At 39.1% G+C, this 22,753-nt stretch carries 16 protein-coding genes and 3 pseudogenes; 12 read left to right on the top strand and 7 right to left on the bottom strand.

Features of this window, described 5'->3' with window-relative positions; genetic code table 11:
* Window positions 1–24 precede the first annotated feature (24 nt).
* A complete protein-coding gene (locus FLP15_RS00380) occupies window positions 25–822 on the top strand; it encodes a tyrosine-type recombinase/integrase (protein WP_142765571.1) in 798 nt (265 codons plus the stop codon).
* On the top strand, window positions 822–1,448 hold the full coding sequence (locus FLP15_RS00375; RefSeq protein ID WP_142765570.1) for a restriction endonuclease subunit S: 627 nt from the start codon (window positions 822–824) through the stop codon (window positions 1,446–1,448). Before FLP15_RS00380 ends, FLP15_RS00375 begins: the two co-directional genes overlap by 1 nt.
* On the opposite strand, the gene FLP15_RS00370 is transcribed toward FLP15_RS00375, so the two are convergent.
* The 6 genes and pseudogenes from FLP15_RS00370 to hslO form a co-directional block, all read right to left on the bottom strand.
* Window positions 1,399–2,949, bottom strand: coding sequence for a restriction endonuclease subunit S (locus FLP15_RS00370; RefSeq protein WP_142765569.1), 1,551 nt, complete (start codon window positions 2,947–2,949; stop codon window positions 1,399–1,401). The genes FLP15_RS00375 and FLP15_RS00370 overlap by 50 nt on opposite strands.
* Entirely contained in the window at window positions 2,939–3,952 is a 1,014-nt protein-coding gene (locus FLP15_RS00365) for a virulence RhuM family protein (protein ID WP_142765568.1), read from the bottom strand. The genes FLP15_RS00370 and FLP15_RS00365 overlap by 11 nt, the downstream gene beginning before the upstream one ends.
* A complete protein-coding gene (locus FLP15_RS00360) occupies window positions 3,949–5,415 on the bottom strand; it encodes a class I SAM-dependent DNA methyltransferase (RefSeq protein WP_142765567.1) in 1,467 nt (488 codons plus the stop codon). The genes FLP15_RS00365 and FLP15_RS00360 overlap by 4 nt, the downstream gene beginning before the upstream one ends.
* A 15-nt stretch (window positions 5,416–5,430) precedes the next feature.
* Window positions 5,431–7,755 (bottom strand): EcoAI/FtnUII family type I restriction enzme subunit R, encoded by a 2,325-nt coding sequence (gene hsdR, locus FLP15_RS00355; RefSeq protein ID WP_142765566.1) that lies wholly within the window; start codon window positions 7,753–7,755, stop codon window positions 5,431–5,433.
* 521 nt (window positions 7,756–8,276) lie between these two features.
* Window positions 8,277–8,792: a dihydrofolate reductase family protein gene (locus FLP15_RS00350; RefSeq protein WP_142765565.1), complete on the bottom strand. Its 516-nt coding sequence runs from the start codon at window positions 8,790–8,792 to the stop codon at window positions 8,277–8,279.
* 96 nt (window positions 8,793–8,888) lie between these two features.
* Window positions 8,889–9,772, bottom strand: a pseudogene (gene hslO / locus FLP15_RS00345) (Hsp33 family molecular chaperone HslO).
* 218 nt (window positions 9,773–9,990) lie between these two features.
* On the opposite strand from hslO, the gene FLP15_RS00340 reads away from it, so the two are divergent.
* From FLP15_RS00340 to FLP15_RS00320, 5 genes and pseudogenes are all read left to right on the top strand, one after another.
* Window positions 9,991–10,614: a hypothetical protein gene (locus FLP15_RS00340; RefSeq protein WP_223804667.1), complete on the top strand. Its 624-nt coding sequence runs from the start codon at window positions 9,991–9,993 to the stop codon at window positions 10,612–10,614.
* Window positions 10,615–10,812: 198 nt separating this feature from the next.
* Window positions 10,813–12,104, top strand: a pseudogene (locus FLP15_RS00335) (adenylosuccinate synthase).
* A gap of 622 nt (window positions 12,105–12,726) precedes the next feature.
* The gene (gene pheS / locus FLP15_RS00330) at window positions 12,727–13,767 is read left to right on the top strand and encodes a phenylalanine--tRNA ligase subunit alpha (protein WP_142765563.1); all 1,041 of its coding nucleotides are present in this window, start codon (window positions 12,727–12,729) and stop codon (window positions 13,765–13,767) included.
* A gap of 38 nt (window positions 13,768–13,805) precedes the next feature.
* Window positions 13,806–14,864: a DUF262 domain-containing protein gene (locus FLP15_RS00325; RefSeq protein ID WP_142765562.1), complete on the top strand. Its 1,059-nt coding sequence runs from the start codon at window positions 13,806–13,808 to the stop codon at window positions 14,862–14,864.
* The gene (locus tag FLP15_RS00320) at window positions 14,857–15,417 is read left to right on the top strand and encodes a hypothetical protein (RefSeq protein ID WP_142765561.1); all 561 of its coding nucleotides are present in this window, start codon (window positions 14,857–14,859) and stop codon (window positions 15,415–15,417) included. The genes FLP15_RS00325 and FLP15_RS00320 overlap by 8 nt, the downstream gene beginning before the upstream one ends.
* Window positions 15,418–15,430: 13 nt before the next feature.
* Here the strand turns inward: FLP15_RS00320 and FLP15_RS00315 are convergent, their stop codons facing one another.
* Complete coding sequence (locus tag FLP15_RS00315) at window positions 15,431–16,588, bottom strand: DNA cytosine methyltransferase (RefSeq protein WP_223804666.1); 1,158 nt, start codon at window positions 16,586–16,588, stop codon at window positions 15,431–15,433.
* A 100-nt stretch (window positions 16,589–16,688) separates the two neighbouring features.
* On the opposite strand from FLP15_RS00315, the gene FLP15_RS12880 reads away from it, so the two are divergent.
* The 5 genes and pseudogenes from FLP15_RS12880 (at window position 16,689) to FLP15_RS00295 (ending at window position 22,694) form a co-directional block, all read left to right on the top strand.
* Complete coding sequence (locus FLP15_RS12880) at window positions 16,689–17,024, top strand: EcoRII N-terminal effector-binding domain-containing protein (protein WP_223804665.1); 336 nt, start codon at window positions 16,689–16,691, stop codon at window positions 17,022–17,024.
* Window positions 17,012–17,860: a type II restriction endonuclease gene (locus FLP15_RS00310; RefSeq protein WP_223804664.1), complete on the top strand. Its 849-nt coding sequence runs from the start codon at window positions 17,012–17,014 to the stop codon at window positions 17,858–17,860. The genes FLP15_RS12880 and FLP15_RS00310 overlap by 13 nt, the downstream gene beginning before the upstream one ends.
* A 109-nt stretch (window positions 17,861–17,969) precedes the next feature.
* Window positions 17,970–18,497 (top strand): GNAT family N-acetyltransferase, encoded by a 528-nt coding sequence (locus FLP15_RS00305; protein WP_190288366.1) that lies wholly within the window; start codon window positions 17,970–17,972, stop codon window positions 18,495–18,497.
* 3 nt (window positions 18,498–18,500) lie between these two features.
* Window positions 18,501–20,898, top strand: a pseudogene (gene pheT, locus FLP15_RS00300) (phenylalanine--tRNA ligase subunit beta).
* 527 nt (window positions 20,899–21,425) lie between these two features.
* Window positions 21,426–22,694, top strand: a complete 1,269-nt coding sequence (locus FLP15_RS00295; RefSeq protein WP_190288365.1) for an MFS transporter — start codon at window positions 21,426–21,428, stop codon at window positions 22,692–22,694.
* Window positions 22,695–22,753 lie beyond the last annotated feature (59 nt).

Below are 22,753 nucleotides of genomic sequence, written 5' to 3'. Positions count from 1 at the left end.
CAGGACAAAGATAGGAGAAAATCCATGAATCCATTTGAACTGTACCTGCGAAAGCAAGGGCTTGCTGAAAACACCGTGAGGTCTTATCTTTACGGTACAAACTATTTTTTGAAAAACTATGAGCTGAAACTTGAAGATTTGTTAGAGTACAAAGGTTATCTGCTCGAACATTTCAAACCAAAAACGGTCAATCTCCGGATTCAAGGAATTAACAAATACCTTGAATTTATTCACAAAGACAAGCTGAAATTGAACTTCATCAAAATTCAACAGAAGTCTTTTTTGGAAGATGTCATCAGCCACGCCGATTATCTTTTTCTCAAGCGAAAACTCCGAAATGACGGTAATCTCAAATGGACTTTTGTTGTCTGGTATTTGGGAGCGACGGGAGCACGAGTCAGTGAACTCATCAAAATTAAGGTTGAGCATGTTGAGATTGGCTATTTTGACATTTATTCCAAAGGTGGGAAAGTCAGGCGGCTTTACATACCAAAACGCTTGCGGACGGAAACTTTGAAATGGCTTGAAAACGAAAAGAGGCAGACGGGCTACCTCTTTCTTAATCGTTTTGATGAGCCGATAACCACACGTGGCATCGCTCAACAACTCAAAAACTATGCTGAAAAGTATGGGCTCAATCCGAAAGTCGTATATCCGCACTCTTTTCGCCATCTTTTTGCGAAGAATTTTTTGAGTAAATACAATGATATTGCCCTGCTTGCTGATTTGATGGGGCACGAGAGCATTGAAACCACTCGAATTTATCTCAGAAAGTCAGCGAATGAACAGCAGGATATTGTGGATAAAGTCGTTACTTGGTAATGTGGGAACACAGAGATTTTATGGAAATTTCTGTGTTTTTTTGTTCAGTCAGCTCATATTATGAGAAGATAGGCAACTCTGAAGAAAAACTTAATGATATTTCAGAGTTACCAAATACTTGGCGATATTGTCGTTTCAAAGATGTGGTTAGCTATTACTTGGGAAAAACACCTCCAAGGTCTGCCACAGAATATTGGGGCTTCGATATACCTTGGGTTTCTATCGCAGATATGCCCGAAAACGGAGTGATAACAGCTACTAAAGAAAAGTTGTCTAATTTAGCTATTCCTTTGTTTAGAGATAAGGTTTCTCCGAGGGGTACTTTGCTCATGAGTTTTAAGCTCACGGTTGGGCGTGTTTCAATTCTTGGGATTGATGCTTCTCACAACGAGGCAATCATCTCCATTTTCCCATATTTTGATATGGAAAATATATTTAGAAATTATCTTTTCAAGTTTCTGCCGAATATCGCAAATGGTGGCGAGTCAAAAGATGCGATTAAAGGAACGACCTTAAATTCGTCAAGTATTAACGCTTTGCTTATTCCTATTCCACCGATGGCGGAGCAAGGAAGAATTACCGAGGCAGTTGAGCAATTTGAGAATAAAATTTCTCAACTTGTGTAACGATGCGTTCTTGTTCTTCAAGTGGAGGTAGTAAAACTAGCGTATTTTGAAGAATTTGTCCAGTTATGGCTTTGAAAGTAGAGCCTGTTGCCTTTCGTTCCAAATCCAGCTTTAGAGTTTTGAGATACAGATATTCAAAATTCCTAGACATAGGTCTATAGGGCGTTATTGCTGCTAAACCACGACCAATCACAATATTATGATTAAGCAAATTTACATCTCCGACAGGTGCTCTTACTGACATTACAATACTTGGAGCTGAAACGAATTTTGTAACTTGAGTTGTGTATTTTGAAGAGCGTCCTAGAATATCAGAAGTAAAATCACTTTTCCCTTGATGAAACTCTATGGAATTGCTTGTTTCAAACTCAGTTACAGCATTACCTTTAGGACTTTGACCCATAATTAGCTCGTTTAACTGTTGCATTTTGAGCCATTGCCAGTTAGTTGGAATTGAATAAGGAACTTCAATCTTTTCAATGGTTTCTTGTATCTTCTGATAATATGAGTTATCCTCAGCTTTATAGATGACCGTCTCCTGCAAATCTTTCTTCTTGAGCTTGCCTGTCTCATAGAGTCTCAGCTTTTCGGATCGGATTTTTTCGAGTAAAATCTCGACAGGTTCATCATTCGGGTCTTGTGGAACAAGTTTCCCTTGCATGGCGTGTTGGAGGGTGGATTTACGCAGTTTTTCTGGAAATTCTTTGTTGAGTTTCTCAAGTGCTTGGTAGCTATCTGAATATTGCTGGATATTATGTTCTAATTCATCAATACGGCTAAATATTCTTTCTTGTTCTGCTATTGGAGCAACTGGAATCAACAAGGTAGATAAATTTGTCGCATTGACGTTGGGCTGTCCCGTCCCCATTGACATTTCTTGAAGCTGTACCCAATAATTTGGGCTTTCAATAAATGTTTTCACGAAATCCGAAACATTTCCGACGACCATTTGAACTCTAATTAAGTAAGAGGCAAAAACAGCTACTTCAGTCACATTTTGAATCAGAAAGCTTTTTCCAATCGTACCACCTGTCCTAGCAATCAATATATCGTTCTCTACCAATTGCATGTTTGGGAGTTTATCTAGGCTTATATCGCAATATGGGACTGTCTCCCAGTTTACTTGATTATTTTGAATATCAGTTATTCTAAGAAGTTTAGCATTCCCAACTTCTTTTGCTGAGGCAGTATAACCATAATGGATTTTTGACGAGATTGTACTTAGCCGAACCCACTCCCAACTCTCAGGAATCTCAAACGGCACTTCAATTTCTTTAACCGTCCCGTCTGCAAACTTCTCATAATGTAAACCATCAGCACCACGAAAAATCTCAGTTTCGTTCTTATCTCGCTTGATTTTTCCTGCTTTGATGAGTTTTTCTTTCTCAGCCTTGATACGTTTTAGCAGCTCACTCGCTGGTTCATCGTTTGGGTCTTGCGGAACAAGTTTCCCCTCCATTGCTCGCTGCAAGATACTGGCTTTTAATTGCTCAGGAGTCAATCTCGCCACCTCCTAACAGTTCGTCAAATACAATAGGTAATTTATCCTGCTCTGACAGACGCAACTGCTTAAAATTCTCGTACTCTGAGTTTGCATGCTCTATTGCTAAGTCATGTGAGATTTTTCCCGCACCTATCAAAACATCACGCCGACTGAGGGTCAAGAAACCGTCTAATGCCTCAATCCAGTCTTTCATATACATCGGAATGCGGCGATTTGCCTGAGCTTGTGCAAAGGTTAAATACGCCTCAACAATATCGTTCAAAGCACCTAATTCATCTTGATTAAGATAATTCTTCGCAACGCCAACATCTGACTTTCTAACCGTTGCTCCACGCCAGTTGGTCAAGCCCATATTTGGCTTTTTAGCATCCGCACGTGAGCGAATAATCTGTGCTGCGGTTTGCCCAGTAATCGCCCAATGCAGTTTGTTTTGAACGGTCTGGAAGAATAAAATACTCATCTCCTCCGTCGGGTCGTAGTCAATACTTGTCGCATAAATATCCGTAATTTTTTGATAGAATCGTCTCTCAGAAGTCCGAATATCTTGGATACGAGCCAGCAATTCATCAAAATAATCAAAAGGCAAATCAGGATTTTTTAGGCGTTCATCATCCAACATAAAGCCTTTGACGATAAATTCTCGCAAATGTTCAGTCGCCCACTGCCTAAATTTTGTCGCAGTACGGCTCTTGATACGGTAGCCAACTGAGATAATCATGTCGAGATTATAAAACTTTTTATTGTACTTTTTTCCATCGGAGGCAGTAGTTCGGAATTTCCGAACTACTGAATTTTCCTCCAGCTCGCCATCTTCAAATATATGTTTGATGTGCTCACTCACGTTTGCCTTGCTGCTTTGAAAGAGCTGAACAAGTTGGTCTTGAGTCAGCCAGACAGTATCTCCATCAAATTTGACGTCAATTTTCAGCTTGCCATCTTCTGATTGATAAATCAAAAACTGACTATTTGTCGCTTGCGGAAGTTGATTTTCGTTCGTCATTCATTTTCCTCCAACATCTGCATGATTTCAGCTAAAACCGTATCAATCTTTTCATTCAGCTCTTTCCGCTCTGTGTTATACTGGTTAATCAGCTCCATTGGCTCTAGGATTTCTTCTTCCTCTTGTGGAAAGCCACATTGGTCAAAGTTGTAATCCAGTTCAGCCAACTCTTTAGGCGTATATTTCTTAGCTTTAGAGAAATTTCCCTCCATGATTTCTTCTCGATTTTCCCACCAATCACGAACAGGATTGAAATGCTCGGATTTCATCGGCTTGGTTTTGGAGAAGTTCTTATAACCCTCTGGCATATCTAACCGATAAAACCAAGTTTCTTTTGTTTTTTTCTTTTTGTCAAAGAACAGAATATTAGTGTGAATACTGGTATAAGGAGCAAAAACGCTGTGCGGCAGACGGATAATCGTATGAAGATTGAACTCCTCTACCAGTTTTTTCTTGAGCGTTGTTTTTGTTCCTGTGCCAAACAAGAAACCATCAGGCAAGATAACACCCACACGCCCATCACGTTTCAAACGGTACATGATGACAGACATGAATAAATCCGCTGTTTCAGAAGTGCGAAGTTCCGTAGGAAAATTCTTTTGTACAACCGCAAGTTCTGACCCGCCAAAAGGTGGATTCATCATGATGATGTCAAATTTCTCATTCTCTTTATAGTCACGAACGTTTCGCTCTAGTGAGTTGCCGTGTAAGATATTAGGGTCATCAATTTCGTGTAGGAAAAGATTAGTGACGGCGAGAAGATGCGGGAAGGCTTTTTTCTCAATGCCAAAGACCGAGTGGTTATAAGTTTCAACATCTTCGACCGTTTTCTTTTGCGTCTCCAAACGTTTCAAAGTTGAAGTCAAGAAACCACCTGTCCCACAAGCAAAATCAGCCATCGTCTCGCCAAGTTTTGGTTCAAGAATTTCAGCAATGAAATCCGTAACCGCACGAGGCGTGTAAAATTCCCCTGCGTTTCCTGCGGATTGAATATCTTTCAAGATGGACTCGTAAATGTCGTTGAACAAATGACGGTCTTCTGAATTATTGAAGTCAACTTCATCAACGACATTCAGCACTTGTCGTAACAGCGTACCATTTTTCATGTAATTATTTGCATCTTCAAAAGCAGACTTCACAATTTGCTTGCGAATCGGCATTTCAGGTGTGATTTCAACTGCTTTAAGTCCTTTGAACAGTTCATTATTGACAAATTCAAGGAGTGAATCGCCTGTTAAAACTTGCTCGCCTTTTTCAGAATGAGCCCAGTTTCGCCATTTGAGCTTATCGGGGAGAATAGACTCATAGTCATCCTCCTCAATCTCCCAAACTTCTTCACGGCTATCATAAATCTTGAGAAAGAGCATCCAGCTCATTTGCTCAATACGTTGTGCATCCCCGTTGACACCTGCATCATTTCGCATGATGTCTTGAATTTTTTTTACAAATGAATTACTTGCCATATTTTCTTTCTATTTTTACGCCGTCATCGTATAAAGCTCACGTGTAAGCTCTCTAACAGCATTTTGATATTGTAGTTTGCCACCAAAATTATTGATGACATAAGTGATACCTTTGAATTTATCAAAATCTGGTAATTTCAAGACAGATAAATCCTCGATATTTTCAATTCCTGAGTCTTTGTACTTGTCTAAGAGAATTTCGAGGACTTCCCTTGCCTCGTCTGAATATTGATAGAGATAGCCACGTTTTTTGACATTATTGACTCGTTCCGCTTTTGTCAATGGTTTTTGACCATAAGCGAGCTGCAAGAGCAAATCAAAATCATCAATATCTGTGAGATTTTTCTCACTCAGGCGAATTTCATCAAGAAAAACACCTTTCTTTTCTAACTCCTCAATGATTGCAGATTTCTTATCTGCATCAGACCACGCTTGAATAAAGTCATTTAAGGTTGCATATTGCCCTAAAACATTTTTCTTGGAATAGTCTATCAGACTTTCTGTGATTAACTTTCCGTCCGCATCTATGATTTGAACGGTTGCATTGACAACTTTGACTTCTTTATCGTCCACATAATATTTTGGTGTGGGTGGCTCTGTTGGTTTTGGAGTATTGCCTCCGCCTTTTGGTGGCGTATCTCCTCCATCAATAATCATCACAGGGTCTCCATCAAAGTCTGGGTCAGCAAATTTATTGGTTACATTTCTAAAGTCAATGATAGTAAAGAAAGTCTTCCCATTATCCTCATCAAGCCGAGTCCCTCGCCCGATGATTTGCTTAAATTCTGTCATTGACTGGATATTAGCATCAAGGACAATTATTTTACAGGTTTTTGCATCTACACCTGTCGTCAAAAGTTTTGATGTGGTTACAAGCACAGGATATTTTTCATTTGGATCTGAAAAGTTTTCGAGCTGCTCAATGCCCTCTTTTTCTCCACTGGTCATTTGCATTACATAGCGAGGTTCTTCTAACATTAAATCTGAATTTTCATTTGCCAATGCAATCCGCATTCTTGTAGCGTGCTCAATATCGACACAGAAGAAAATGGACTTGTCAAATCTAGCATTTCTATTTTTCAGGTAATCTGATACGTATTTTGCTACCTTTTTCGTTCGATTATCAATGACAATCGTCTTATCAAAGTCTTTACGATTGTACTGACGGTCTTCAATAATCATGCCATATCTATCGGTTTTGCCTTTTTCTGGGCGATAGTTATTAACATCAATATCGAAATTAACCCGAATAACACGATAAGGAGCTAAAAATCCGTCATCAATTCCTTGCTTGAGGCTATAGGTGTAAATTGGTTTGCCAAAATATTTTTCATTAGAAGTAACATTATCCTCTTTTGGCGTTGCCGTCATCCCAATCTGAGTTGCAGAACTAAAATAATCAAGGATTTTTCGCCAGTTGGATTCCTCTTTTGCAGAGCCACGATGAGCCTCGTCAATAACAATTAGGTCAAAATAATTTGGACCGAATTTCTCGTAATGAGTTTCGGTACCGTCTTCTCCTGCAAGTTGCTGATACAAGCCCAAATAAATTTCATACGAATTAAACGCCTCTGGCGAATTGAGTAATTTTGCATCAATAATGGTTTTTCTGTTCCCAAAGGGTTTGAAATCCTTGTTAAAAGGCTGTTCTATGAGAACTTTACGGTCCGCTAAATAAAGCACTCGTTTTTTAAGTCCTGCTTGCATAAGACGATGAATGATTTGAAAAGCAGTATAGGTCTTTCCTGTTCCTGTTGCAAGAACAAACATGATTCGTTCTTGACCGTTTGCGACTGCCTCAACCGTGCGATTAATGGCAATTCTTTGATAATATCGTGGAGTGTTCGCATCCTGAGCTGTGTAGTAGCTCTGCTTTTTCATCGCTTGCTCTGCCTCGGTTAATTTACCGTCTCTGACCCAACGTTCCCACAATTCTTCTTTGGTAGGAAATTCATCAAGTGCTACTTCCCGCTCTTTTCCTGTCAAGAAATCGTGTTCAACAAAAGCATCTCCATTTGATGAATAGACAAAAGGAACGTCTAAAATTTGACCGTACCCCATCGCTTGCTGCAAACCATGACCGACCGAGTGAGCGTTATCTTTCGCCTCAACAACTGCAATCGGATTATTTAGCGTATAGAAAAGCAGATAGTCAGTAAATTTAGCTTTCTCCCGTTTTGATTTCTCTCCATTGACTTGAACTCGACCATCTGTGAAAGATTTTTCATAAAGAATATCCGTCCCATTTTTCCAGCCCTTGCTCACAAGAGCAGGCGTAATAAAATTCACCTTGATGTCTTCTTCCGACATCTGCTGTTTAGGAATTAAATACTCTGCCATTTCCATTTCTCACTCTCTATGAGTTTTAGTGGCATGATATTCTCTTTCTCAGAATTCGGCTCGAATATTTTGACTAAAGCTCAACTAAATTTTTGCAATCATATTTTTGAAAAAAAGTTCTGATAATATTGTTATTCAGAACTAACTGTTAACTCCATTATACCATTATTTGGGGCATTTTTGTTGCCACTTTTCATGCCAAAAACTCGACCATTCAGCCGAGCTTTCTTTTGTTCTAAACGCACCGTAGTTTCGTGAATAATTTTGTGAATTTTTGATTTGCTCGCTCTAGTTTATGGGTTTGATGCCCTCTTTATAGCGATTTTTGATTATTAGATGATTTTTATATCAGGATATGACGGAAATCGCCAAGAAGCGATACAAAATAGAAAAATGTGGTTCTGCACATTGTGCAGCTTCCATTTTATCTTTTTGTCTAGCTTCTGATTTCCGTCATTCGACTACCATTTTCAGTGTATTTCACAAGCTTTTGAGGATTGAAAATCACTGACAGATTTCTGTCAGTGATTATTTTTGACGAGATAATGGAGTTCAACGAATTGACCGTAAGTTTTGCTGCTGACAAGTTGAAGTTGCTCTGTGTAATTTCCTGATGGAAATAGAGGCTTGCCTGTGCCCAAAAGCACTGGTGCAATTGTCACCTGAAGCTCGTCAACGAGATGATTTTCGAGGAAAAGTTTGATGATTTCGCCACCGCCAATGACCCAGATTTGCTCGGTACTTTCTGTCAGTTCTGACAGAATTTTTTCGTCAGTAAATTTGACACTGTCAGTATCTGGAAGTTGCTGATGGGTCAGCACGAAGCATTTTTTGCCAGTGTAAGCCCAGTCGTTCGGCTGCTCACGCAGGAGCCAGTCATAGGTTTTCTTGCCCATCACAAGGGTGTCAATCGTTTCATAAAAAGCACCGTAGCCGTTATCTCCCTCGCCCTCAACGTCAAATAGCCACTGGAGACTATCGTCCAGCGTTGCGATATAGCCGTCAAGTGTGGCTGCGATAAAAAGTTTTACGGTCATTGGTTGGCTGTCCCTTTCGTTTGAATAGTGACTTTACTCAGCTTTTTACTGAAAATTTGCTGACTGTCATTTTTTGTCAGTATGCTGACAGAGCTTTCAATCTGTCTGTGCGTCTGGCAGTAGGAGGGCATTCAGTTCTTTTTCGTCAAATTCATACTTTCTCTCGCAAAATTGACAAATGACCTCAGCGCCGTGGTCTTCTTCAATCATCTCGGTGATAGCTTTGGCCCCTAGCGATTTGATACCTTGACGGAAGCGGTCTTTGTTGCAATCGCAGTCAAATTTGAGGGGGATTCGTCAAGAATGCTAAAAGGCATATCGCCATAAATCGCTGACAACATGGCGGTCAGTGGCTCAGCGCCTGTCAGTAAGCTTGAAATGGACGGCATCGCCTTGATATTATGCTCCATTTCGCTGATTTCCTCGTCCTTTGCGTCTGGCAATGCTTGCAACATGAAACCACCTGCAATCTTGACTGTGTCAGCATTTTCGTCAAGTAAAACATTCAAGCCGACAGACGATGGCGTTTGCTCAGAAGAAAGGAAATACCAAGCCAAGTCCTCGCCGATTTCGCCAGTGATGAGGTCAACTTGCCCGCTATAAGGCTGTTTCAGTCCCATGTCCTTAATCACGACAAAAAATCCATTTCCCACAAAAGGCGCGACCAGTACCTCACCTGTGGAAGCTTTTTTGTAATCTAAATCTTTATTTTGTACGTAGCCCTTGACCTGCCCCTTACTGTCTGCGTTAGCGATAATTGCGCCCATCGCACCGTCACCCAGCACCTTGACCGTGATTTTTGCGTCGCCTTTTTCATTTGCGCCCAAGATTTGCGCCGCAATCAGCGTCCGTCCCAGCGCCACAGTTGACGAAGGCATCGTGTTGTGACGCACTTGCGCCTCGCGCACCGTGTCAGTAGAATCCAAAACAAAAGCGCGAAAATGTCCATTTTTTGAGATTGATTTAATGATTTTATCCATGGTTTAATTATAACAAAAAGTACGGAATCTAAACTTTGAAAATTGCAAAATTTCGATAAGAAATATTGCAAGCAATTTGTAAAAATAATATAATGTAATAAAATTGAAAGTACAGGCACTTGTCTTACACGAGCAACAAGTCAGTCTGGGAGAAGAAATGGAAAAACGAATCTGTGAGCAGTGCGGTGGTAATGAGTTCATTGAGATAGAAAACGGTGTTGAGTGTGTTTTGTCATACTCAATATATTGATTCAGCGCTCGAAGAAGCGAATAAAATAAAGCAGATTAAAATTGATGAGAAAACCTACGAGACCACTCAAGAAGAGAAAGTATATAAATTTAAGACAAAATTTTGGACGATAAATATTATTTTATTCTCGATTGCCTTACTTGTCTTTTTTGTGATTGTAATTGTTGGGGCTCTAAAAAATCCTAACAATGCTGGAATCAATGATTTTTCAAAAAGTAGTAGTAGCTCGTATGGACTATATGGTTCTCCTACTGCATCAAGCAGAGATAAATATGAGTTTGCAGCAAATCATCTTTCAGAGATTCCAGGTTGGACCAATCATCTTTTTTATTCAATTCACTGGGCAATGGGCACACAACAGGGAGTAAACGGGAAAATGACCTATACTGGAGGAACATTGTACTCGACTTTAGCAGCTGTACTTCCAGCACCAACTCAGATTTATAGTATGGTTGATGATGAAGGGCAAAAGGTTCTTAATGCAGTTTGGAGAACGCCGGCTACTTCCAAAAATAATGTTGAAATTGATATTCGGTATGACCAGAAATCAGGTCAAATTGTGAATTGGAATTTTACAGGTTACAAAAATTAGCTATTTCCAAACATTTAACCAGAATTACGTATTTTCTTTTCACTTTTTGCTAAAATCGGTATCAAAATTTGATAAAATAAAAGTAAGTGCGACAGGAGCTTTCATCTTGAAAATGCCAGCCATATCTACCTCGCAAAGCAGACTTGTGGAGCAAAGGCGGTGGAGCGTGCAAAATATTTTAAAGAAAAGAGAAATATTATGCCATCAGTAGTAGTTGTCGGAACGCAGTGGGGAGACGAGGGGAAAGGTAAAATTACCGATTTTTTGAGTTCAAATGCCGAAGTCATCGCCAGGTATCAAGGGGAGACAATGCAGGTCATACCATTGTTATTGACGGTAAGAAGTTCAAACTACATCTGATTCCGTCAGGAATCTTTTTCCCAGAAAAAATCTCGGTGATTGGTAACGGTGTTGTTGTCAATCCCAAATCGCTCGTTGAGGAAATTGCTTATCTCGCTGAAAATGGTGTTTCAGCGGATAGCTTGCGAATTTCAGACCGAGCGCACGTGATTTTGCCTTATCACAAAAAGCTTGATTTTCTTCAAGAAGAAGCCAAAGGTGACAAAAAAATCGGTACAACCATCAAAGGAATTGGCCCAGCTTACATGGACAAAGCAGCACGTGTCGGGATTCGGATTGCGGACTTGCTTGATAAGGAAATCTTTGAAGAACGCTTGCGCACCAATCTCGAAGCTAAAAATCGTGAATTTGTTAAAATGTACGATTCAGAAGCCCTTGAATTTGATGATATTTTTGAAGAATACTACGAATACGGTCAACAACTCAAAAAATATGTGACCGATACATCAGTGATTTTGAATGATGCGTTAGACGCAGGAAAACGTGTGCTTTTTGAAGGTGCGCAAGGTGTCATGCTTGATATTGACCAAGGGACTTACCCATTTGTAACCTCGTCAAATCCTGTTGCAGGTGGTGTGACGATTGGCTCAGGCGTTGGTCCAAGCAAGATTAATAAAGTCGTTGGCGTTTGTAAAGCTTATACTTCGCGTGTTGGCGACGGTCCATTTCCTACTGAGCTTTTTGATGAAGTCGGTCATCAAATTCGTGAAGTCGGTCATGAGTATGGCACGACAACTGGTCGTCCTCGCCGTGTGGGCTGGTTTGACTCAGTGGTTATGCGCCATGCCAAGCGTGTGTCAGGACTGACAAATCTTAGCTTGAATTCTATTGATGTCTTGTCAGGACTTGATACAGTGAAAATCTGTGTCGCTTACGAGCGAAGCAATGGCGAACGCATTACGCACTATCCAGCATCTCTCAAAGAACTCGCAGATTGCAAACCAATTTATGAAGAATTGCCAGGCTGGTCTGAGGACATTACCTCTGCAAGAACACTCGAAGAACTTCCAGAAGCAGCCAGAAACTACGTGCGCCGTGTTGGCGAGCTAGTTGGCGTGCGCATTTCGACATTTTCTGTTGGACCAGGACGTGAACAAACTAATGTTTTAGAGTCTGTATGGGGTGTTTAAGCCATCTAAGCATTGAAAAATAAGGCTGTCAGTACTGACAGCTTTTAATAATCATAAAAATTGCATCAGTTTCTTAAAAAGATTTGACAAATTGGTGTAAAGTGATAAAATAAAAATAATCACGTAAGAAGAGTAAGTTGTAGGTAGAGTTTGAGGGAATTATGGTCACCGACTGAGAGCCGTAGTACAAAACGACAGCTGAAGTTCACCTTGCGTAAAGTTTTGTTTTTAAGCGAGAAATGGTCTTGAACATTTGCTTACTAAACGGACAAATTAAATAAGTTAATTAAGTGATAAAATAGGATGGTACCGCGGTTTTCGCTCCTTTGGAGAATAAAATCGTGGTATTTTTTTATCGAAGTAAGTGCGTGCTATCTCCGCCCTGCGGCTCCGCTGTCAATGCTCGCTATGATACTGAAGTGGCTAGTCGCCTACCTCTTAGGTAGGGATGAAGTAGCACTAACTTTGAATTTAGTCCGACTAAATTCAGTGGGAGTTTCAACTCCCACTAAATAAGTCTTGACGTCATTTATTATAGAAAGGATAACAAAATGAATCTGTTCTTCTCAATAACTTGATAGTTATTTGCAGAGAAGTAATAGCTATATTTTGTATATTAAACATGGATTTAAAAGAAAAAATTGAAGATTTGCGCACGCGCACGCTGACAGAACTTCTGTCAGTAACTGACGAAAAAACACTCGTCAATCTGAGGACGATTATGCTGGGTAAAAAAGGTGAATTGACTGAAATCCTCAAAGGGATGAAAGATTTGACCAATGACGAGCGCCCTGTGATAGGTAGCTTGGCTAATGCTTTTCGTGATGAATTTGGCACAAAATTTGAGGCAAAGAAAGCTGAAATTGAGCAAGCTGCGATGAATGCAGCATTGGGAGCTGAAACACTCGATGTGACTTTACCAGGGCGTAAACAAAAAAGAGGTGCACGTCACATTCTTACGCAAACCCAAGAGGAAATTGAAGAAATTTTTCTAGGCATGGGTTATGAAATTGTGGACGGCTACGAAGTTGAAACGGATCATTATAATTTCGAGCGTATGAATTTGCCCAAAGATCACCCTGCGCGTGATATGCAAGATACTTTTTACATCACGAGCGAAACGCTATTGCGCACGCACACTTCGCCTATGCAGGCACGGACAATGGATGCGCATGACTTTAGCAAAGGAGGTTTGCGCATGATTGCGCCGGGGCGCGTTTATCGCAGAGACACTGATGACGCAACACACAGCCACCAATTTCATCAAATTGAGGGGCTTGTTGTGGACAAGAATATCACCATGGCAGATCTTAAAGGCACACTTGACCTTGTCATGAAAAAAATGTTTGGTCAAGATCGTGAGCTTCGCTGGCGCCCAAGCTATTTCCCATTCACTGAACCATCGGTTGAGGTCGATATTTCTTGTTTCAAGTGCGGTGGCAAAGGTTGCAACGTCTGCAAACACACTGGCTGGATTGAAATTCTTGGCGCTGGTATGGTTCACCCTAATGTGCTGGAAATGTCGGGACTCGACAGCAAAATTTACAGTGGCTTCGCCTTTGGGCTAGGGCAAGAGCGGATTGCCATGCTGAGATACGGGATTAATGATATTCGTGGATTTTATCAAGGGGATTTGCGGTTTTTGGAGCAGTTTGGGAAATAGAACCTTAGCAGATTTATTAAAAAATATAGAGGTTGATTATGGCAAATTTGAAACAAACTAAAATATATAACATCAATGACTTTTTGGAATGGTATGATAAAGGTCAGTTAGAAATGTCTCCCAAATACCAAAGAAATTCTGTTTGGAATAGTAAAGCTGAGTCATATTTAATTGATACTATTCTGAGGGATTTACCTATTCCGTTAGTATTTATTCGTCAAACAGTAGATATGTCGCTTAGAAAAACATTTAGAGAAGTGATTGATGGACAACAGCGTTTAAGAGCTATCATAAAATTTGCGAACGATGAATTTGGTGTAATGAAAATTCACAATCAAGAATTTTCAGAACTTAAGTTTTCCGAATTACCAGAACAAGTTAGGGAAGAATTTTTGAATTATCAAGTACCAGTTGAGTTAATAACAACGAAAGATGATGATTTAATTTATGATATGTTTACACGTATGAACACCAATAGTTACGTGCTTACAAAGCAAGAATTGCGTAATGCTAATTATCGAGGATTTTTGAAAGTGATGGTCTATTCTATTGCGAGTGAGCGAAGAAAGTTTTTTATTGAAAATCATATATTTTCTGATAACGAACTTTTAAGAATGGTAGATGCTGAGTACATTTCGATGTTAGTTGGCGCATTATTGGAAGGAATAAGAACTGACAATCCAAGTAATTTAGATAAACTTTATAAAACATATGATAGTGCGTTTTCAAATTATGAAGAGATATTAAGTCGTTTTAATACAGTGTTTAATAAAATTGAAATGCTACTCTCCGATAATACAATCAATGTAAGAAAATTCAGAAACAAAAATTATTTCTATACTTTATTTTGTTATCTGACATTAGGGTTGTTTGGCTTAGAAAACTATAATAAACAATCTAGGATAGTTACTAGTGAGTTGGGACTGAAGTCAGGTATAAATGAAATTGAGGCTCAAATAAGTGTAGATGATGAAAGCAAACAGACAATAATCCGAGAGTTTGAAAAACTACATAGTAACGGAACTAGACAAGCAGCTACTAGAGAGAAACGCCTAGAAATATTAATTTATGAAATGGATAGTTTGTCTAATGGTTGATGAACAAGATGAAAGATACGATTTGTTTCAGGAAATAGAGAAGTGGAAAAATTTAATTCAAAATAATCCAGAAATTATTGAATTAGCATTCTTTAAAATTTTTGTTAAGTTTGAGAACCTATATACGAAGATGATTCCAGAGTACGCGATTGGAAACTCAAGCAAACTTGGAAAACACGAGAAATTAAAAATGCAGTTTAGTGATTATGACCATTTAAAAAAAATGACTAACGTAAGCTATTTTGAAATAAATTCTAGAATGAAAATAATTGTGGAACAAATATTTGAAAAAGATAATTGTTTTGAGTTAATACAACAAGATTCAGAATGGAGCTTTTTTCAAGATTGTAAATACTTAAGAAACTTTATTGCTCACGAAAGTGATGAAGCAAAAAGAGAATATATTAGCCATTCTTTACATCATAAAGATTTTCTTGAACCTAAAGACTATCTTCTGAAAAAGAACAGACAGAAAGGTGGACAAAGCAACTATGATAGATTTGTGAAAATGATAAAAAATTTTGCTACAGTTTTGGTTGAAGAGCAAGAATAAAAAAACTCCCAAATCAGGAGTTCTCTAAAACTTTCAACATTTCTTCAGCAATCGCATGAATAACGGGTACAGCAACAGAATTACCAAATTCTTTATAAGCTTGCGTATCACTTACTGGAATGATGTAATTCTCTGGAAAGCCTTGCAAACGTGCAGCCTCACGTGGTGTCAATTTTCTTGGATTTTGACCTTTTTGCTCAATCAGAATTTCACTACCGTCTTTGTAGTAACGTGCTGAAATGGTATTTGTGTACTGACTTTCGGCATTAAAAAGCGAATATCCAAAACCGTTCCCCTTTTCTTTATGTTCTGCTTTTCTACGTTGATGTCCCTCCCAAAGTTTATCTGAAATAGTATATTTGGGGTCAACATAATCATCAAGAATATCTCCTACGAGAGTATTAGTATGAAAGTTAAAAGGAAATTGAAAATCTTTATAATTTGAAACTTGCTTTTTATCAAAACCGACAATGTAGATACGTTCCCGATTTTGAGGAACCCCGAAATCTTTAGCCTTAAAAAGAATATGCTGGACTTCGTAATCTAATTCTTTGAGTGTGTTTTCAATAACTTGAAAAGTTCGTCCCTTATCGTGAGATTTCAAATTTTTAACATTTTCAAGTAAGAAAGCTTTAGGACGTTTTTCTTTCAAAATACGTGCAATTTCAAAAAACAAAGTTCCGCGAGTATCCTCAAAGCCTAATTTTTTCCCAGCTTGGCTAAAGGCTTGGCAAGGAAAACCTCCAACTAAAATATCAAAATCTGTAATATCTTTAGCTTCAATTTTTGTGATATCGCCTTCTGGAACATCTCCAAAGTTCGCTTTATAAGTCTTGCAAGCAAACTTATCAATTTCACTCGTGAAAACAGATTTCACTTTCCTCGTTTGATGAAAACCGAGACGTGTTCCGCCGATACCAGCGAAAAGGTCAATCATCTTATAAGGAGCATTTTCGATATTAGAAAACGGTGCTGTTTCTGGAAAATGTAAAATAGCGTTAAGTTCAAGTGAAGAAGGTTTGCTTTCACGCTTTTCCCAGCGGCGGATAGTGCGGTCACCAAATTTTCCAAAACCGACAGCGTCAGCTAGTTCTTTTTGGGTCATGTTTAACCGCTCACGTTTGCTTCTGATGAGGACATCATAATCAGTAAATGTTAATATTTGTTCCATAATCATTGTTTCCTGTGTACATAGTCGGACAACTTGTCCGCTTTCTGACACAATTATATCATTATCTTCTAAAAATATCAATAAAAGGAGTTCCACACAAATGACAAATGAAATCCTAGAAAAAGCCATCTCAGCAGTTGTAGAAAACAATAAATCATTTTGTAGATTTTTAACAGCTAACGACACAGGATTGACGGGTGCTCATCAAGCTGGAATATTCATACCTAAGCCTGCAAATTCGATTTTATTTGAAACTCCAGGACAAAAAGGAGAAAATAAAGACAAGTTTGTCAAGATAAAATGGCAGGATAACCTTACTACTGATAGCCGTTTTATTTATTATGGTGTAGGCACACGAGATGAATATAGAATAACAAAATTTGGTCGTGGTTTTCCTTTCTTGCAACCTGAACACACGGGGATTTGTTCATTTTAGTTAAATTATCTTCAGAAGATTATGAGGCTTATATCTTATCAACTGAGGAGGAAATTGATAGTTTTCTGAACAGGTTTAATATAAGTGTGACAGAAACTGGTAAACTGATTGAGGAAAAAAATAACTATATTGGTGAACCTAATTATCTTGAAACTCTATTTATTGAGTATATAAATAAACTTATTGTTGATTTTCCATCTTCTAAGGAAATATCAAGTTCCACGAGAAGGATTTTAGAAAAATTACCAGATTTCCAAAATCAGGTAATTTCTAATCCAGATAAGCAATTATTAACTTGGTATGGAGAAGAATATAAATTATTTAGAATGATTGAAGTTCAACGTTATAAAAGTATTCTGACAGGCTTTGATACTGTGGAGAGTTTTGTTAATGTTGCTAACTCAGTCCTAAACCGAAGAAAAAGTAGGGCTGGCAAATCTTTGGAAAACCACACGGCTGCTATATTTAGTGGAAATCATCTTAAATTTGAAGAACAAGTTAAAACTGAAGGCAATCGTAAACCTGATTTCATTTTTCCAGATGGAAAGGCTTATCATAATTCTCAATTTCAAGTGGGGAAACTTACTTTTTTAGGAGCAAAGACAACTTGTAAAGATAGATGGCGTCAGATTTTGAATGAAGCGGAGAGAATTCCCAATAAGCATTTATTAACTTTGCAACAAGGGATTTCTCCTCAACAACTTGATGAAATGGCTGAAGAAAATGTGACCCTTGTCGTACCGCAAGAATATATAAAATTCTATCCTGTTGATTATAGGGAAAGAATTTGGAATGTCAAAAAGTTTATAGACTTTGTCAAAAATAAAGAAATATAATCTTTTAATAAAGGAAAAAGGAAAAATAAAAAATGCAAGTATCATACAAAAGGTTAAAACAACTGGTACCAGATCTGACGGCGACTACCACAGAATTGGAGCAGTTTAAATAAAAATGAAGAAAATGATTGAAACTGAGCGTTTGATTTTGCGGGAATGGGAAAATGACGACGTTCCCAATTTAAATAAATTTCTGCAAGATTCGGAAGTCATGTATGCTTATGAACACGCATTTTCCGATGAAGAAGTTCTGAATTGGCTAAATTGGAATCAGCAGTCTTATAAAGAAAATGGCTATGGTTTATGGGCTGTTGAGTTAAAAGAGACAGGGCAAGTCATTGGAGAATGTGGGATAACTGACCAAATTGTTGAAGGAAAAAGCTATAAAGAAATTGGTTATCATTTAATTAAAGAATTTTGGCACCATGGTTTTGCAGTAGAGGCTGCGCAAGCAGTTAAAAAGTATGCTTTTGAAAAATTGAAAGCGGGAAATGTAACTTCAATAGTCAGAGATACAAATCTAGCCTCAATGAATGTAGCCATTCGAAATAATATGATTGTCAAAAGTAGATTTACTAAGCGTTACCGTGATATTGTGATGCCTCATTATCTTTTTATGATTGAAAAGGAAAAATAAAAAATGCAAGTTAGTTACAAATGGTTAAAACAACTGGTGCCAGACCTCACGGCAACAGCCGCAGAATTGGAAGAAAAAATGTCCACATCGGGCATTGAAGTGGAGGGCGTGACGACGCCAGCTGAGGGCTATCAAAGCTTGTGGTCGGTGAAATTTTGTCGAGCGAAGACATTCCTGAAACGCATCTGCATATCACGCAGGTCAATGTCGGTGGCAATGAGCCGCTGCAAATTGTCTGCGGTGCGCCAAATGTGCGTGTTGGCATGAAGACCATTACAGCCTTGGTTGGCGCGCGAATTGTTGATAATATCAAGATTAAAAAAGGCAAAATTCGTGGAGTTGAGTCGCAAGGAATGCTTTGTGCGCTTGATGAAATCGGTATTGATGAAAAAATTAACCCAATGAAGCACGAAGATGGGATTTTTGAAATGCCAGCGGATGCTAAGCCCGGCGACAGCATTTTCCCATATCTGGATATGGATGATGAGATTATCGAGCTGTCCATCACGCCGAACCGCGCGGACGCGCTGTCTATGCACGGTGCAGCTTGGGAAGTGGGCGCGATTTACGGCTTACCTGTCAAACTTGAAGAACGTGCGCTGACAGAAAATCCGTCGCTACTCGCAGCTGACAGAGTTTCTGTCAAAGTTGACACAGACAAGGTGCCGACTTACAAGATTCGTGTCATCGAAAATGTCAAAATTGGCAAAAGTCCGCAATGGCTGCAAAATCGTCTGATGAATGCAGGTGTGAAGCCGATTAATAACGTCGTTGATGTGACCAACTATGTCCTCATGCTCTTCGGACAACCTTTGCATAGCTTTGATTTTGACAAATTCGGGAGCGATGAAATTGTCGTTCGTGATGCAAAAGCAGGTGAGAAGATTTTGACGATTGACCACGAAGAGCGCGAACTCGCTGAAAGTGACATTGTCATAACGAGCAACGGTGTCCCTGTCGCCCTGGGCGGTGTTATGGGTGGCGTGAATTCTGAAATCACTGATAACACGACGACCGTTGCATTGGAAGCTGCACTTTTTGATGGGACATCAATCCGTAAAACTTCACAAAAATTTGCGCTTCGTTCTGAGGCAAGTTCTAGGTTTGAAAAAGGCATTAACGAAGGTACAGTGCGCACTGCGCTTGATTTTGCAGCCTCAATGATTGTTGAGTTAGCAGGAGGTCAAGTCTTGTCTGGTGTGGTTGAAAGCAACGACTATCAGCCTGCTGTCCAAGAAGTGTCAATTACGTTGAGCCGTGTGAATGCAGCACTTGGCACAAAATTGACTCAAGACGAAGTGCTGAAAATTTTCTTGCAACTTGGCTTCAATGTCAAAGTTGACAATGAAACATTCACTTGCGAAATTCCATCACGGCGCTGGGACATCAGTATTGAAGCTGATTTGGTCGAAGAAGTGGCGCGGATTTATGGCTATGACAAGTTACCAAGCACTTTGCCAGTGTCGCAAAATGCAGGCGAATTGACCGACATGCAAAAATTCCGCCGCAAGGTTCGCACAATTGTTGAAGCGGCAGGACTTGACGAAGTGATTGGTTATTCACTTGTAACTCCTGAAAAAGCTACAGAATTTGTGGGCAAAATTGATACAACAAATCTAATGATGCCAATGACTGAAGACCGTATGACCCTCCGTGTCAACATGATTCCTGGTTTGCTTGACATTATTAACTACAATCAAAATCGTAAAAATGCAGATGTTGCGATTTATGAGATTGGAAATATTTTCTTGCCAAGTACAGCTGAGGATGGTCGTCCAACTGAAGTACCTAATTTGGCGTTCGCCATTTCTGGAAATGTAGTAGATAAAACTTACGATGAAGGCGCTGTTCCTGTAGACTTTTACTATGTCAAAGGCATTGTTGAAAATTTGCTTGAAAGTTATCAAAACGTATCTTTTGTCCCATTTTCTGAAAATTCCGCAATGCATTCAGGACGTACTGCTCTCGTCAAAATCGGTGAAAGTGTGATTGGCTTCGTTGGTGAAATTCATCCAGCAATTGCTAAAAAATATGATATTGCTGAAACTTATGTCGCTGGTCTTGACTTGCAAGTCATGCTTGAAGAGTTACCAGCGCAAACAATCTTTACTGATATTCCAAAAGTACAGGCTGTAAAACGCGATATTGCGCTGTTGATTGATGTAGAGAAAACTCATGCTGATATCATTTCTGTCATTACTGACAGCCGTGTTAAAACACTTGTGGGGCTGAATTATTTGACATCTATCAAGGTGAAAAATTACCACTGGGCAAGAAATCAATGGCATATAGCTTGATTTTCCAGCCAGCTGATAGCAGCATGACAGATGAAGAAATTGCGGCAGCAGTCAATAAAATCACAAAAAATTTAGTTGAAAAACTAAATGTTGAGATTCGTTAAAATCAAAAGTTACTGACAAGATTCTGTCAGTAACTTTTTCTATTCTCAAAACAATGCTGGAGCGAATTTTGAGTCTGTCAGCAAATTTGATATAATGAAAACGATATCAGTTATTACAATTATGAAAAGTGTTCGATTTATTGGGAGAGCAATCTCTGTCCCATATTGAGAATATAATAATGAAGTCAAGACTTATTCAGTGGGAGTTTCAACTCACCACTGAATTTAGTCGGACGAAATTCAAGGCTTAGTGCTGCTTTATCTCTGACCTAAGAGGTCGGAGTATTGCGATTGCGACTAGGTGCTTTGCCTTTTGCTCTTGCTGCTTTAGCAGTTAAGCAAACGGACAGCGGAGCAACGAAGTTGCGGAGACCGTTCGTAGAACGGCGTGCGAAGCACGTAGCACCGTAGCAAGCATCGACAGCGTAGCCGTAAGGTGGAGATAGCACGCACTTGTTTTGATAAAATCCGAATCAAAGAAAGGAAAGTTTTCTGATAAATTTTACAGGAGATTTATAGACGTTATGATAAATACTCAAGCTCCACCGCATTGGCGACGGAACTTTTATTTATTCCTATCAGGTCAATTGCTCTCTGGCATCACATCGATGGTTGTGCAGTATGCGATTATTTGGTATCTTGCAGAGCAGACAGGTTCAGCTTCGATTTTAAGTTTTGCGACAATTGCTGGTATGGTACCAATGGTTATCTTCAGTCCTTTTGTTGGACCATTAATTGATAAATGGAGCAAAAAAACAGTGCTGATTAGCTCAGATGCTGTTGTTGCTTTTCTTGCTATCATACTTTCTGCAGTAGCGCTGGTCCGTGGAGAATTTCCGATTGTTCTCGTTTTCATTGTGATTACTATGCGGGCATTAGCACAGACTTTTCAGATGCCAACAGTGCAATCAGTAATGCCGACAATGGTTCCCACAGATGAGTTGACTCGTGTGAGTGGCCAATTTGGTATGATGCAATCACTCATTTTCATTGTATCACCAGCACTGGGAGCATTTCTGTACTCCATTGTTTCAATGCAGTGGCTGATATTAACTGATGTTATTGGTTTTGTTATCGGTGCAGGTCTGTTGTTATTAGTGAAGTTGCCTACCGTTTCTTCAACAGGAGAGAAAGTTAGTCTGTGGAAAGATACTAAAGAAGGATTTACACAGCTTCATTCAAATCGCGGAATGTGGTGGATAACCTTAATAGCTGCTTTATTCATGCTGCTTTTTATGCCAGGAATGAGTATGTATCCTCTAATCACAATACAATATTTTGGTGGAACGATTGGAGATGCTGGTGTGATTGAAGTAGTTTATTCAAGTTTCATGCTTCTAGGAGGCTTGTTTATAGGAATATTCGGAAAAAACAAAAACAGAATATTGCCAATGATTATCTCCCTAATACTTATCGGAGTGGTGATAGGACTTGGAGGGTTTTTACCAGCTAATCGGACAGGTTTTTATATTTTTGTAGTCTTTAATGCTATTGCCGGGATTGCAACCCCGTTTTTTAGTTCTCTCCAGATGGCAATGATACAACAAAGCTTTGAGGCGGAGTATTTGGGACGAGTGATGGGGATGATAAATGCGCTGACAAGCCTTGCGGGACCAGTAGGTCTAATATTTGCAGGACCACTATCAGAGGGAATCGGTGTTGAAAAAGTATTGTTAATCAGTGGTAGTGGAGGAATTATCTGTGGAAGTCTACTTTTACTCTTCCCGCTAACCAGACAATATGATAAAAATTTGCAAAAAAGAATAAAATCACTGACAGAAAAAAATAATCACTGACCAAACTCTGTCAGTGATTATTTTCTAAATTTAAACAAAAATATTAATGAAAATTTGCT

Source organism: Lactococcus protaetiae (assembly GCF_006965445.1).
Classification (GTDB): Bacteria; Bacillota; Bacilli; order Lactobacillales; family Streptococcaceae; genus Lactococcus; species Lactococcus protaetiae.
Note: the sequence above shows the minus strand (reverse complement) of the source record. Positions and strands in the feature narration are given on the sequence as shown.